The sequence below is a fragment of the Gracilibacillus sp. HCP3S3_G5_2 genome (assembly GCF_052063305.1).
In the GTDB taxonomy this organism is placed as follows: Bacteria; Bacillota; Bacilli; order Bacillales; family Amphibacillaceae; genus Gracilibacillus.
This window is the reverse complement of sequence record NZ_JBQHXU010000007.1, coordinates 24,055-37,254: the sequence shown is the minus strand read 5'-3', so window position 1 is coordinate 37,254 and position 13,200 is coordinate 24,055. Positions and strand designations below refer to the sequence as shown.

General features: G+C 40.3%; 14 protein-coding genes and 1 riboswitch. Of the genes, 1 reads left to right on the top strand and 13 read right to left on the bottom strand.

Translation table 11 applies throughout. The features are described 5' to 3' along the window. The 12 genes from purN to ACTNEP_RS11475 form a co-directional block, all read right to left on the bottom strand. A complete protein-coding gene (gene purN, locus ACTNEP_RS11530) occupies positions 1–573 on the bottom strand; it encodes a phosphoribosylglycinamide formyltransferase (protein ID WP_441162161.1) in 573 nt (190 codons plus the stop codon). Beyond that, on the bottom strand, positions 566–1,594 hold the full coding sequence (gene purM / locus ACTNEP_RS11525) for a phosphoribosylformylglycinamidine cyclo-ligase (protein ID WP_441162160.1): 1,029 nt from the start codon (positions 1,592–1,594) through the stop codon (positions 566–568). The genes purN and purM overlap by 8 nt, the downstream gene beginning before the upstream one ends. Positions 1,595–1,739: 145 nt before the next feature. Continuing rightward, positions 1,740–3,152, bottom strand: coding sequence for an amidophosphoribosyltransferase (gene purF / locus ACTNEP_RS11520; RefSeq protein ID WP_441162159.1), 1,413 nt, complete (start codon positions 3,150–3,152; stop codon positions 1,740–1,742). Beyond that, positions 3,128–5,356 (bottom strand): phosphoribosylformylglycinamidine synthase subunit PurL, encoded by a 2,229-nt coding sequence (gene purL / locus ACTNEP_RS11515; protein WP_441162158.1) that lies wholly within the window; start codon positions 5,354–5,356, stop codon positions 3,128–3,130. The genes purF and purL overlap by 25 nt, the downstream gene beginning before the upstream one ends. Further along, positions 5,340–6,023, bottom strand: a complete 684-nt coding sequence (purQ, locus tag ACTNEP_RS11510; RefSeq protein ID WP_441162157.1) for a phosphoribosylformylglycinamidine synthase subunit PurQ — start codon at positions 6,021–6,023, stop codon at positions 5,340–5,342. Before purQ ends, purL begins: the two co-directional genes overlap by 17 nt. Beyond that, on the bottom strand, positions 6,020–6,271 hold the full coding sequence (purS, locus tag ACTNEP_RS11505; protein ID WP_441162156.1) for a phosphoribosylformylglycinamidine synthase subunit PurS: 252 nt from the start codon (positions 6,269–6,271) through the stop codon (positions 6,020–6,022). The genes purQ and purS overlap by 4 nt, the downstream gene beginning before the upstream one ends. Beyond that, positions 6,268–6,981, bottom strand: coding sequence for a phosphoribosylaminoimidazolesuccinocarboxamide synthase (purC, locus tag ACTNEP_RS11500; protein WP_441162155.1), 714 nt, complete (start codon positions 6,979–6,981; stop codon positions 6,268–6,270). Before purC ends, purS begins: the two co-directional genes overlap by 4 nt. Positions 6,982–6,994: 13 nt before the next feature. Then, positions 6,995–8,290 (bottom strand): adenylosuccinate lyase, encoded by a 1,296-nt coding sequence (gene purB, locus ACTNEP_RS11495; protein ID WP_441162153.1) that lies wholly within the window; start codon positions 8,288–8,290, stop codon positions 6,995–6,997. A 13-nt stretch (positions 8,291–8,303) separates the two neighbouring features. After that, positions 8,304–9,431, bottom strand: coding sequence for a 5-(carboxyamino)imidazole ribonucleotide synthase (gene purK, locus ACTNEP_RS11490; protein ID WP_441162152.1), 1,128 nt, complete (start codon positions 9,429–9,431; stop codon positions 8,304–8,306). Next, positions 9,418–9,909 carry a 5-(carboxyamino)imidazole ribonucleotide mutase gene (gene purE / locus ACTNEP_RS11485; RefSeq protein WP_441162150.1) on the bottom strand — a complete coding sequence of 164 codons (492 nt, stop codon included), beginning with the start codon at positions 9,907–9,909 and terminating at the stop codon, positions 9,418–9,420. The genes purK and purE overlap by 14 nt, the downstream gene beginning before the upstream one ends. 251 nt (positions 9,910–10,160) lie before the next feature. Then, positions 10,161–10,259, bottom strand: a riboswitch (purine riboswitch). Between the two features lie 399 nt (positions 10,260–10,658). After that, positions 10,659–10,823 carry an NETI motif-containing protein gene (locus ACTNEP_RS11480; RefSeq protein WP_441162148.1) on the bottom strand — a complete coding sequence of 55 codons (165 nt, stop codon included), beginning with the start codon at positions 10,821–10,823 and terminating at the stop codon, positions 10,659–10,661. After that, positions 10,813–11,424, bottom strand: coding sequence for a DUF2179 domain-containing protein (locus ACTNEP_RS11475; protein ID WP_441162147.1), 612 nt, complete (start codon positions 11,422–11,424; stop codon positions 10,813–10,815). Before ACTNEP_RS11475 ends, ACTNEP_RS11480 begins: the two co-directional genes overlap by 11 nt. Before the next feature lie 103 nt (positions 11,425–11,527). Between ACTNEP_RS11475 and ACTNEP_RS11470 the strand changes: the two genes are divergently transcribed. Continuing rightward, positions 11,528–11,959, top strand: a complete 432-nt coding sequence (locus ACTNEP_RS11470) for an Hsp20/alpha crystallin family protein (protein WP_441162146.1) — start codon at positions 11,528–11,530, stop codon at positions 11,957–11,959. Between the two features lie 92 nt (positions 11,960–12,051). On the opposite strand, the gene ACTNEP_RS11465 is transcribed toward ACTNEP_RS11470, so the two are convergent. Continuing rightward, entirely contained in the window at positions 12,052–13,185 is a 1,134-nt protein-coding gene (locus ACTNEP_RS11465) for a Gfo/Idh/MocA family protein (RefSeq protein WP_441162354.1), read from the bottom strand. Between the last annotated feature and the right edge of the window lie 15 nt (positions 13,186–13,200).

Here is a 13,200-nt window from a genome sequence, read left to right as displayed (position 1 = left end):
TTATTCTCCTCTCGTGATCAGTTTTTGAATCGTAGCTGGATAAAGCTGATGTTCGACCTGTTGAATTGCTTGTTGCAACGCTTCTCTCGACATACCTTCTGTTACATTCACTGCTTGTTGGGCAATAATTTTCCCGGTATCCATGCCAGCATCGACATAATGGACGGTAACTCCTGATACTTTGACTCCAGCGCGAAATGCTTGACCGATTGCGTCTAAACCTGGAAAGGCTGGTAAAAGTGAGGGATGAATATTAATTATTTTTCCTTCAAAGGGACGTAATAGCGTCTCACCGATTAGACGCATATAACCAGCAAGAATAACCCAATCAATCTGTTTTTCCTGTAAAACTTCTACTATTTTCGCTTCGAACATATGCTTATTTTGATATTGTTTAGGATCAAATACAAATGTAGGTGTACCGTTTTTTTGAGCCTTTTCGACTACTTTTGCATTTGGCTTGTCACAAACTAGTAAGGATACCTCAGCTTCCAGTGTACCATTTTTCACAGCTGCAACAATAGCATCGTAGTTACTTCCTGTTCCAGATGCAAACACGGCTAATTTAGTCATTGGAAAATGTCACCCCAGCTTCTTTCGTAACCTCACCAATAATAGCTGCATTTTCACCGATATCTGCTAATAATTGAAGTGCCATATCTGCTTCATGTGCTTCAACGATAACGGCCATGCCGATTCCCATATTAAAGACTCCGTACATATCTTCTTCTTTTACGTTTGCTTGTTGTTGTAAATAATCAAAAATAACAGGCTTTTGCCATGATCCTCGCTGAATCTTTACACCTAGATGATCAGGGAGTGCACGTGGTAAGTTTTCATAGAAACCACCGCCTGTGACATGACTGATTCCTTTAATCGTAAGATTTAGCTTCAACTGTTGAATTGCTTTCGTGTAAATTTTCGTCGGTTCCAGCAACGCTTCCCCTAATGTTGTCGAGAGCTCGACAATTTCGTCATGATAGCTTAACCCTTTATCTTCGATAATTTTTCGAACAAGTGAAAAACCATTGGAATGAACACCAGATGAAGCAAGACCAATTACCTTATCACCGGCTTCAATCTTGTCACCTGTAATAATCTGTTTCTTATCAGCAATACCAACAACAAAGCCAGCGAGATCATATTCATCCTCGTCATACATTCCGGGCATTTCCGCTGTTTCGCCACCGATAAGTGCAGCATTACTTTGGACACAGCCATCTGTAATTCCCTTTACAATCTGTTCAATTTTTTCCGGCTTGTTCTTCCCACACGCAATATAATCCAAGAAAAAGAGTGGTTCGGCACCTTGAGCAACAATATCATTGACACACATCGCCACAAGATCAATGCCGACCGTATCATGTTTATCCATTGTAAAGGCGAGCTTCAATTTCGTTCCGACACCATCTGTCCCTGAGACAAGCACTGGTTCTTCATATGAAAACTTACTCAGATCAAAAAGGCCGGCGAAAGCACCCACACCACCAATAACCTCAGGACGGTTCGTTTTGGCGATATGCTTCTTCATTAATTCAACTGCTTGATAACCTGCGTGTACGTCTACACCAGCATCTTTATAAATATCACTCATGATTTGGACTCCTTTTTGATGCGGAATTTTGCTGGCCACTTTTGGTGATTTAATGGCCACTTTTATGCGTTTTATGGCCACTTTTTTCATTTTGATGGCCACTTTTGCGCACTTGCTGGCCACTTTTCACTATTTGATGGCCACTTTACTCTTTATAAGCCGGAATAACTGTATCCGGATAAATTTCTGTCGGATAATTACCAGTAAAGCATGCTTGACACACGCCATGCTCCTGTCGATCGCGGCCTTCTACGATAGACGCTTCTAATCCTTCAGTAGATAAAAAGGATAGGCTATCGGCACCGATAATTTCACGCATCTCTTCAATCGAATGATTAGCTGCGATTAATTCGCCTTTCGTAGAAGTATCAATTCCGTAATAACATGGATTTTGAATTGGCGGTGAAGCAATTCGGACATGCACCTCTGTCGCGCCTGCTTCTTTCAACAAACGCACGATTCGACGGCTTGTCGTACCGCGAACAATCGAATCATCGACCATGACAACACGCTTACCTTCCACAATTCCGCGAACCGCTGACAGCTTCATTTTTACACCTTGTTCGCGTAATTCTTGTGATGGTTGAATAAAAGTACGACCGACATACCGGTTTTTAATTAAACCGAGCTCATACGGAATCCCTGTTGCTTCCGAAAAACCGATTGCTGCCGATATACTTGAATCTGGTACACCTGTGACAACATCTGCATCTACGGGAGATTCTGTTGCTAATTGTTTACCCATTGTTTTACGACTTGCGTGTACATTTTTTTCGTTCAAATCACTATCCGGGCGAGAAAAGTAGACATACTCCATCGAACAGAGCGTACGTTGCATTGGAGAGGTAAATTGTTTGGTTCTTAGTCCATGCTCATCAATGACCATTAATTCACCTGGTTTCACTTCCCGTTCATAGGTCGCACCGATTAAATCAAATGCACAGGTTTCTGACGCAACAACATAAGCATCACCTAGACGACCAATTGATAATGGACGTAATCCCCGTGGATCCAATCCGATAAACAGCTGATCCTCTGTTAAAATGGAAAATGCATAAGCACCTTTAATCATCCCTAAGGCGGAAGCGATCGCTTCTTCCATTGGTACATTACCACTTCGTTTTACCAAGTGTGCGATTACTTCTGTGTCAGATGTCGTCTGCAAAATACTACCTTGCGCTTCCAGTTGGCTCTTCAGTGCATGGGCATTGACGAGGTTACCATTATGCGCCAATGCCATGCTAGTTGTTTGTGAGCGAAAGACAAGTGGCTGGACGTTTTCAAAGCCACCGCCACCTTGTGTTGCATAGCGAACATGACCGATTGCCGCATGTCCTTGTAATCGGGAGAATTCCCCTTCTGAAAAAACATCATTTATCAAGCCGACTCCCTTATGGACATGTAAATTTTCTCCATCTGTTGTGACAATACCAGCACCTTCTTGCCCACGATGCTGGAGAGCATGCAGACCATAGTAAGTCATTTCGGCTGCTTTTTCATGTCCCCAGATCGCGAATACACCACATTCTTCGTTTAAGCCTTTGATTTCAGCAAGCACGGGATAGCTCCTTTCCACAGCTGTTGTAGTGCTGTTACATCTTCTGTGATCGCTTCTTTCTCACCATTACGGACAATTAGTTTATTAGTTGCGATAACTGTTCCTACTAATTGCGCATCCTCTACTTTTGCTTCGAATGCCTCACGATCCTTCTCAGGAACTGACACAACAAAACGTGATTGTGATTCACTAAAAAGCACCGTAGTTAGATCACCCTCTAACTGAACATCTGCGCCTAAATCTTTGTTGCTAAATAAGCTCTCTGCCAATGCAACACCAAGCCCGCCTTCAGCAACATCGTGAGCAGAAGCTACAAGACCAGCCCGAATTGCTGCTAATAATTGATCTTGACGTTTTACTTCTACATCTAAATCAATTGCTGGAGCTTTACCGAAGTATTTACCTTCCAACAAGTTTTGCAATTCACTACCGCCGAATTCTGCTTTTGTTTCACCGATCACATAAATCAAGTCACCTTCATGTTGGAAATGGGATGGTGTAATATGTTCTAGTGATTCATGTAAGCCGACCATACCAACAACTGGTGTGGGGAAAATTGCTTGACCGTTCGATTCATTATAAAGAGAAACATTCCCACTAATAACCGGCGTGTTCAGCTTTAAGCTGGCTGTACTCATTCCTTCTACGCTTTTTTCCATTTGCCAGAAGTTCTCCGGTTTATCCGGATTACCGAAGTTCAAGCCATCTGTAAGTGCAAGTGGTTTTGCCCCAGAGGCAACGATATTACGTGCTGCTTCTGCTACCGCAATTTTACCGCCTGTTTCCGGATCTAAATGGATATAACGGGAATTACAGTCTGTTGTCATCGCAAGTGCTTTATCATAGCCACGAACACGAACAACGGCAGCATCAGAGCCTGGGGAGAAAACGGTATTTGCCTGTACCATTGAGTCATATTGATCATAGACATATTCTTTACTTGCAATAGTTGGTTGTTGGAGCAATTGTTTTAATGTTTCTGCATGATCGTTAATTTCTGGTTGATAGGCAGGCATTGCTTGATACTCTTCATAAAAGCTAGGTACTTTTGATTCTTTATGGAAAATCGGTGCATCCTCTGCCAAATTATCAACTGGGATGTCTGCCACCACTTCCCCTTTATGCAATAAACGGAACATTTTATCGTCTGTTACCCTACCTACTGCTACTGCTTCCAATCCATATTTTTTGAAGATATCGACGATTTCCTGTTCTTGCCCTTTTTTCACACATAAAAGCATGCGTTCTTGGGATTCTGACAGCATCATTTCATAAGCAGTCATGTTTTCTTCACGCTGTGGAATTAAGTCTAAGTTCATTTCCATTCCCATGCCAGCTTTACTCGCCATTTCACTTGCAGATGAGGTAAGACCAGCAGCCCCCATATCTTGAATGCCAACTAATGCGTCAGAATGAATTACTTCTAAACATGCTTCGATTAACAATTTTTCCATAAAAGGATCGCCAACCTGTACATTGGAGCGTTTGCTTTCAGAGTCTTCCGACAAATCCTCTGATGCAAATGTTGCACCATGGATTCCATCACGGCCTGTTTTGGAACCAACATACATAATCGTATTGCCAAGGCCAGCTGCGATTCCTTTTTGAATATCTTTCGTATCAATTAACCCTACACACATCGCATTCACTAGTGGGTTGCCTTCATAACAATCATCAAATTGCACTTCTCCCCCAACAGTTGGTACCCCTACACAGTTGCCATAGCCAGCAATACCATGTACAACCTCTTCAAAAAGGTACTTCACACGACCAGTGTTTAAATTACCGAAACGTAATGAGTTCAATGATGCGATAGGACGAGCCCCCATGGAGAAAACGTCACGGATAATACCACCAACACCTGTTGCAGCTCCTTGATAAGGTTCTACTGCTGAAGGGTGATTGTGACTTTCGACCTTAAATACGACCCCCTGGCCATCCCCGATATCTACAACACCAGCACCTTCTCCTGGACCTTGCACTACTTGAGGTCCCTCTGTCGGGAATTTCTTTAATAAAGGCTTAGAAGTTTTATAGCTACAATGTTCCGACCACATTACCGAGAAAATACCGATTTCGGTAAAATTCGGGCGACGGCCCATAATATCTTTTATCATGTCATACTCTTTATCTGTTAACCCCATTTCTTGATAGACCTTATCTTGTTCTATCAATTCAGGAGTAATCTCAGGCGCCTGCAACATAACGTTCCCTCCAGTTTTCCAGCATTGATTGGAATAGTTTCAATCCATCATCACTAGTTAGAATAGCTTCTACCGCACGTTCTGGGTGAGGCATCATGCCTAACACATTTCCTTGTTCATTAATGATTCCGGCTATGTCACTTACAGAACCATTTGGGTTATTTTGATACGTAAAGACGATTTGATTGTTTTCTTTTAATCTAGCAAGTGTCTCCTCGTCACAATAATAGTTTCCATCATGGTGTGCGATTGGAATGGAAATTACTTCGCCTTTTTCGTATTTTGAAGTAAAAAGGGTGTCATTGTTTTCCACGATTAAGTTCTCAAAATGACACATGAATTTCAAGTTTTTATTGCGTAGCATTGCACCTGGCAATAATCCTGATTCTAGTAAAATTTGAAAACCATTACAGACTCCAAGAATCGGAATCCCTTTGGCTGCTTGTTCACGTAATTGCACGACGATATCTGAGGTTGACGCGATTGCGCCGGAACGAAGATAATCACCGTAGGAGAAGCCACCAGGGATTAAAATCGCATCATAGCCTTCAAGGTTTGCTTCCTGATACCAAAGTAGATCCGCTTCTTCCCCCAGTGCATCCTTTGCCGCATAATACATATCGCGGTCACAGTTGGAGCCAGGGAAGACAATCACAGCAAATTTCACTGGACAACCCCCTCTTCCACTGTATACGAATAATTTTCGATAACTGGATTTGCAAGTAGTTTGTTACACATTTCTTCAATTTCTAATTCAATATTCGCATCAGCGTTAACCGTTAATTCTAGATACTTACCAACACGGACCTCTTGAACATTAGCATACCCTAATGTATGTAATGAACCTTGAACTGCTTTTCCTTGAGGGTCCAACACACCCTCTTTTAATGTAATGTGTACTTTTACTAGTTTCATTGTTTTGCCTCCAGTCTCGATAATATATTGTCATATACAGTAACTAAGTCACCTAAGTCTTCTCGGAATACGTCTTTGTCCATCTTCTCACCTGTTGCGATATCCCAAAGTCTGCAAGTATCAGGACTTACTTCATCCGATAACACAATCTCACCATTCATATTGCGACCAAATTCTAATTTGAAGTCGACAAGCTGTAAATGAATTTCTTTGAAGAAAGCTTGCAATTGTTGATTTACTTGAAGTGCCATTTCTTTAATTTGTTCCAAATCTGCTTCGGTTACATCTGTTAAAAGTAATGCATGATCGTCATTGATTAACGGATCACCGAGCTCATCTTTTTTATAAAAGAGTTCTACTAAAGGCGGATGAAAGATTGTTTTTTCCTCTATTCCAGTGCGACGGACAATACTCCCCGCCGCAACATTACGAATGACAACCTCAAGTGGAATAATCGTTGTTTTTTCTACTAATTGTTCTGTCTCATTTAATGCCTCTTTAAAATGGCTATGAATGCCATGGTCATGAAGATATTCGAACACTTTAGCTGAAATCAAATTATTATAACGACCTTTTCCTTGGAATTGTGCTTTTTTCTCCCCATTAAAGGCTGTTGCATCATTCTTATAAGAAAGGACTAATAAATTCGGATTATCCACCACCGTAAATACTTGCTTTGCTTTCCCTTCATATAACAGCTTGTCTTTCATTGGATCCCTCTCCTTATGCCAGGCCTATTTTTTTGAAAATCTGATCGACATTCTTTAAATGATACGTATAGTCAAAGCAATCATCCAATTGCTCTTTTGATAATGTATTGGTAATGCGTTCTTCTTGTTCAATTAGCTGACGGAATGGTGTAGCTGTCTCCCATGCCTTCATCGCATTTGGCTGAACGATATCATATGCTTCCTCACGGCTCATACCTTGATCAATAAGGGAAAGCAACACACGTTGTGAGAAAATAACGCCATACGTACGATCGATATTACGTTTCATGTTTTCCGGGAATACCGTTAAATTCTTCACGATGTTACCAAATCGGTTGAGCATATAATTCAATGCAATCGTCGCATCCGGTAAAATGACACGCTCTGCAGATGAGTGAGAAATATCACGTTCATGCCATAGGGACACATTTTCATACGAAGTCATCATATAACCACGGATAACACGTGCCATTCCCGTCATATTCTCTGAACCGATCGGGTTCCGTTTATGGGGCATGGCGGATGAACCCTTTTGACCTTTTGCGAAAAATTCTTCTACTTCACGTGTTTCTGTTTTTTGAAGACCACGGATTTCCGTTGCGAATTTTTCAATTGAGCTTGCGATTAATGCTAGTGTCGACATATAGTGAGCATGACGATCACGTTGTAATGTCTGGGTCGAAACTGGTGCCGGCTGCAATCCTAATTGTTCACATACATATTTTTCAACGAATGGATCGATATTAGCATAAGTACCAACCGCACCTGAAAGCTTACCTGTTTCAATTACTTTTGCTGCTGCATCAAAACGTTCCAGATTACGTTTCATTTCTTCATACCATAGCGCCATTTTCAAACCAAAAGTTGTCGGTTCTGCGTGAACACCGTGTGTACGACCCATCATCACAGTATTTTTATGCTCGATTGCTTTTTCTTTTAAAATATCAATGAAGTTGACAATATCACGACGAATGATTTGATTTGCTTGTTTTAGTAAATAAGAGAGTGCCGTATCCACCACATCTGTTGAGGTTAGGCCGTAGTGTACCCACTTCTTCTCATCCCCTAATGTTTCGGAAACTGCACGAGTGAATGCAACTACATCATGACGAGTGTCTTTTTCAATTTCAAAAATACGATCGATATGAAAAGATGCATTTTCTCTAATTTTTTTCACATCTTCTTTAGGAATAATTCCTAATTCACTCCATGCTTCACATGCTAAAATCTCCACTTCAAGCCATGCGTTAAAGCGATTCTCATCTGTCCAAATCTTTCCCATTTCTTCTCTTGTATAACGTTCGATCATAAAATGTTTCCTCCTAGTTTTCGATTATCTTTTTTTCCACTAGTTCATTATATATGAGAATAGGATCGTCCCCAATAAAAGTTACATGTCCCATCTTACGCAATGGCTTATTTTCTATTTTTCCATACATATGAATATGTGCATGTGGATTCTTATCTAATTGACGGAAAAATGGTTCTACGTCTTTTCCAAGTAAATTAACCATTACCGCCCCGCCATGAGCATGAATCGGTATTAATGGTAAGCCACAAATAGCCCTTATATGCTGTTCAAATTGTGAGACGTCACATGCTTCGATTGTAAAGTGGCCAGAGTTGTGTGGGCGTGGTGCCAGTTCATTAATCATAATACCTTCCTCAATGACGAACATTTCGATAGCAAATGTGCCAACTACATCAATGGTTTCTGCAATTGCTTTTGCTGCCTGACGTGCTTTCTCAGCAATTTGTTCAGAAACCCGTGCCGGTGCAATCGTAGCATGTAAAATATGATCGCGATGTATGTTTTCTGCTACTGGAAAGTAAGTGATTTCCCCTGTCTGGGATCTGGTGAAAACAATCGAGATTTCTTTATCAAAAGGTACCCATCTTTCCACGATTAAACGACCTGCTTGCTGAAGCATTTCAGTTGCTGTTTCGATATCTGCTTCATTTGATAGCTTTACCTGTCCCTTGCCATCATAGCCTCCACGACATGTTTTAGCGACAGATGGGTAGCCGATTTTTGTAGCTGCTACTTGCAACTCCTCTTTTGTAGTAACAATGGCAAAATCCGCAACAGGCTGGTTACTATCCACCATTGCTTTTTTCTCTAATTCTCGATCCTGTGTAACCTTTAGTGAGTTGGCACCTTGTGGGAGAATACCTGCCTCTTCCAGGATTTGTGCTGCAGTTAAATCAACATTCTCAAATTCGTATGTTACTACATCACATTTGTCAGCAAGCTGTTGGACTGCAGCTAAATCATCATAAGCAGCGACGATTTGCCCGTCTGCTACTTGTGCTGTCGGACAATCAGGAGTCGGGTCAAGCACAATAACACGATATCCCATATGCTTGGCTACTGTTGTCATCATTCGGCCTAGTTGTCCTCCACCAATGATTCCGATAGTAGATCCGAATAACAATTTATTTGTCTGCAAGATTCTCCCTCATTTCTGCTACTTTTACTTTTAGTTGTAGTTGATGGTCCGCTAAACGTACTGCTGTTTCTGCATCGCTTGTGCCAATGATCTGTGCTGCGAGAATACCTGCGTTTTTTGCACCTGCATTACCAATTGCCACAGTTGCAACTGGTACACCCCCAGGCATTTGGACGATAGAATAGAGTGAATCGACACCGCTAAGTGTGCTTGTTTTAACAGGCACACCGATCACTGGTAAGGTTGTTTTAGAAGCAACCATTCCTGGTAAGTGGGCTGCGCCACCTGCTCCTGCAATAATTACTTTCAAACCTCTGTCCCTTGCTGTTTCAGCGTATTCAAACATGTCATCCGGTGTTCTGTGTGCAGAGATGACTTCTTTTTCATAACTGATATTTAAGTTTTCTAATGCTTCACAAGTATGCTTCATCGTTTCCCAATCTGATATGCTTCCCATAATCACACCAACTAGTGCCATTCAATCCACTTCCCTCTATATAATGTCTGTATGATTCCTCATCATATGCTTTCTTGGATATTAATTAATACTTTTAAAGGCTTCGACAAGCATAATATCTTCCAGAGCGTATCTATTCAATTAGAACGAAGAACAGTCCTCTCTCTACGCATTACTATTTGGATACAAAAAACCTATTCATTTCTCTATCAGGAGAGAAGATGAATAGGTTTGATTTCCATAACTATCCTGATGATTTTTCTCATGTAAAATCATCGTCCATCTTCCCTCATAGTCCATCATTTATGGTGATGGGTAGAAACTTTTGAGCCATATTCCCAAATTATATGAGGTAGTTATTGTGTTAGATTTTTTTACTACACTGATATGATAACAAGAGCATATCAATCCTGTCAACAAAAAATCGAACATTAAGCAAATGATTTATTTCATCGTTCGGTTTTCAGTTTATAAATAGCTTAATTTTTAAAAAATCAAGCATAGAACCGTTTATTTAGGTTAGGGGATTCATTTTAACCCATATAAGAAAACAAGCGATTTCTCTGCTGCTTGCGAGATATCGGTCACTCTTCACGAGATATTTTGGATTACCTTGTGAACAGGAGGTATTATCTCACCAACAGACTCCATTTTCTTGCAAACAAAAGGCATAATCTTACCAACAGAATTTCCCCAACCAAAAAGAGCTTGCCATCCAAGTATGGACATACAAGCTCCTATTATCCTTTTAGAGCGAGTTGGACTCACTTCTAATGTTCGTTTTTTTCTAACTTAGCATCAAATACTATTTTTCTGCCAGTAGGAACCGGCTGCCCTTTCTCTTCAATGAAGACCGGTTCTTCCACACGTCTGGTCGGCTGATAACCTTCTCGTTTTATTCTTGCTAAGCAATCATCTATTGTTTCATTCTCCATCACTTCGAACTTCTTCTTGACTGGCTTCCTGCTGTTTTTGTTCCTCTGCTTTTTGGACACTTTTACGAATCCTTCCTTTCTTTACTTGTTTCACCCAGAAGCCGCCATATATCTGTTTCGGTTCATAGGCAATAATAAATGCTTTCGGATCAATAGTTTTAATGGTTTCGTATAAATGTAGCTCATACTTTCTTGGTGACAGGATTTGCATTGCTAATCGGTCACCATCCATTCCATAGGCATACCAGCTTGTCACTCCGTAACCCTTATCCCTTAATTGTTTTGTGAAACTAATATTCGGATCAGAGGAAATGACATTCACGGTGATATATCCTAGTGCTAATTTTTCCTCTATCTTGGAACCAATGATCACGCCAAGGCCGTAGCCTAGACCATAAGCAATCAAATTTTGAATCTCACCGAGGTTATCTAACACAAGCCCCAGACCGAGTGTATAGATAACTATTTCAAAGGTACCGATCGTTCCTGCAACATACCTTCTGCCTTTTAACGTAAGAATTACCCTTAATGTAGATAAAGATACATAGACAATATTGATAGTCATAATAATTACAACCATCATGATTGCATTTTCAAGCATTATGGACACACCTCCGCTTATGCACAATGATTTATCAGAGTCATATCTTATATTATAGCGAAACCATTTTACCACAGCTAAAAGAGAAAAGGGAGAGATAGTCTTGGATCCATTTCAACATATGCATGACTGGAAAAATAACTTAGACCAATTTTTTGGTGGAAACTTTTGGAACGATTTTGAACATATTATTAAACCGCCTATTCCAGCGGTAAATGTGTATGATTTGGACAATGAGTTAATCATTTATGTTAATTTGCCCGGAATAAAAGATCGTAAACAAGTAAAAGTATTTGTTGATTATAATGTTTTGGAAGTAAAGGGGACCCTTTTCCCTGTAAAGCAGGCAGGTACACTTATTAAACAGGAGATTTTACATGGAGAGTTCTCAAGGAAAATTGACTTGCCTTTTCCAGTGAGGGAAGATCGTATCACAGCTTCCTTAAAACAAGGATTAATGACCATTCATCTTCACCGACTAGTAAATGATAAAAAGAAAAAGCAAGTAATCGACATAGAGGAATTTGAAGATTGACAGACAAACGAAGACAATGTTAATACAGGAGAAACACGTTGGTCTCTCCTGCTCCATTCAATTTATCGACATGTTATAACTTATTGCACAATTCACTCATTAATGGCTACCCAGGATTTACTTTCTGATGATTTCTCTATAGCTTCTAAGACAATTTGATTTTTCACTCCGTCATCAAAATTGGGTGCCGGTTGGTAATCTTCCGCAATACCACGGAAAAATTCATCGATTAAATGAATAAATGTATGCTCATATCCAATAATGTGTCCAGGTGGCCAATATGCCCCTGCATATGGGTGGACTTCCTCCGTACAATTGATTAGTCTAAAGCCTTGCACCCCTTCTTCATCATCCGCAAAGTAAACTTCTAAATTGTTCATGTTTTCCATATCCCAGCGTATCGATCCCTTTTCACCGTTAATTTCAAATTTATTTTTGTTACGGTTTCCTCCAGCAAAACGAGTTGCTTCAAATGTACCTAATGCGCCATTCTCAAAGCGAGCAATAAATAGGGCAGCATCATCTACTGTTACTTCTCCCATTTTGCTAGCATCGCCTTTTGCACTTAAACCACCCGTCATCTCACCAAGTGGACGATGTTTAATAAATGTTTCCATGGTAGCTGTTACTTCTGCAAATTCTCCAATTAGAAAACGGGCAAGATCAATGCTGTGTGCACCGATATCTCCTAATGCACCAGAACCCGAAACTTCTTTTTTTAGTCTCCATACTAGTGGGAAATTCGGATCCATAATAAAATCTTGTAGATAGTTTGCTCGATAATGATAAATCCGCCCTATTTTACCATCCTCGATTAATTGCTTTGCATATTGAACTGCTGGTGCAAACCGATAATTATGACAAATCATATGTTTCACACCATTCTCTTCAACAGCTTGAAGCATTTCTTTTGCTTCCTCTACTGTTAATGCTAATGGCTTTTCCGTAATAATATGTTTACCAGCCTTTGCTGCAGCTATTGCAATTTCTGCATGGGTATGGTTTGGAGTTACGATATCAATTACATCAATATCGTCTCTTTCTATTACTTTTTTCCAATCAGTTTCATAGCTTTCCCATCCCATTTTTTCCTGTGCTTCTTTTACTGCTTCCTCATTCCTACCGGCAATCACCTTTAATTCCGGTTCGAGTGGGTTATCAAAATAAAATGGCAGATCACGATAGGCATGGCTATGTGCTTTCCCCATAAATTGATAACCAATCATCCCAATTCTGACTTT

What these genes read in the sequence shown, in the direction of transcription:
- purC (WP_441162155.1), bottom strand. Translation starts at nt 6,981, where the DNA reads ATGAAAGACAAGCTGTTATATGAAGGGAAAGCAAAGCAAGTATTTACG.
- purE (WP_441162150.1), bottom strand. Translation starts at nt 9,909, where the DNA reads ATGGCACTAGTTGGTGTGATTATGGGAAGCATATCAGATTGGGAAACG.
- ACTNEP_RS11465 (WP_441162354.1), bottom strand. Translation starts at nt 13,185, where the DNA reads ATGATTGGTTATCAATTTATGGGGAAAGCACATAGCCATGCCTATCGT.
- ACTNEP_RS11480 (WP_441162148.1), bottom strand. Translation starts at nt 10,823, where the DNA reads ATGGAGAATGAAACAATAGATGATTGCTTAGCAAGAATAAAACGAGAA.
- purN (WP_441162161.1), bottom strand. Translation starts at nt 573, where the DNA reads ATGACTAAATTAGCCGTGTTTGCATCTGGAACAGGAAGTAACTACGAT.
- purB (WP_441162153.1), bottom strand. Translation starts at nt 8,290, where the DNA reads ATGATCGAACGTTATACAAGAGAAGAAATGGGAAAGATTTGGACAGAT.
- purL (WP_441162158.1), bottom strand. Translation starts at nt 5,356, where the DNA reads ATGTTGCAGGCGCCTGAGATTACTCCTGAATTGATAGAACAAGATAAG.
- purM (WP_441162160.1), bottom strand. Translation starts at nt 1,594, where the DNA reads ATGAGTGATATTTATAAAGATGCTGGTGTAGACGTACACGCAGGTTAT.
- purS (WP_441162156.1), bottom strand. Translation starts at nt 6,271, where the DNA reads ATGAAACTAGTAAAAGTACACATTACATTAAAAGAGGGTGTGTTGGAC.
- ACTNEP_RS11475 (WP_441162147.1), bottom strand. Translation starts at nt 11,424, where the DNA reads ATGCTTGAAAATGCAATCATGATGGTTGTAATTATTATGACTATCAAT.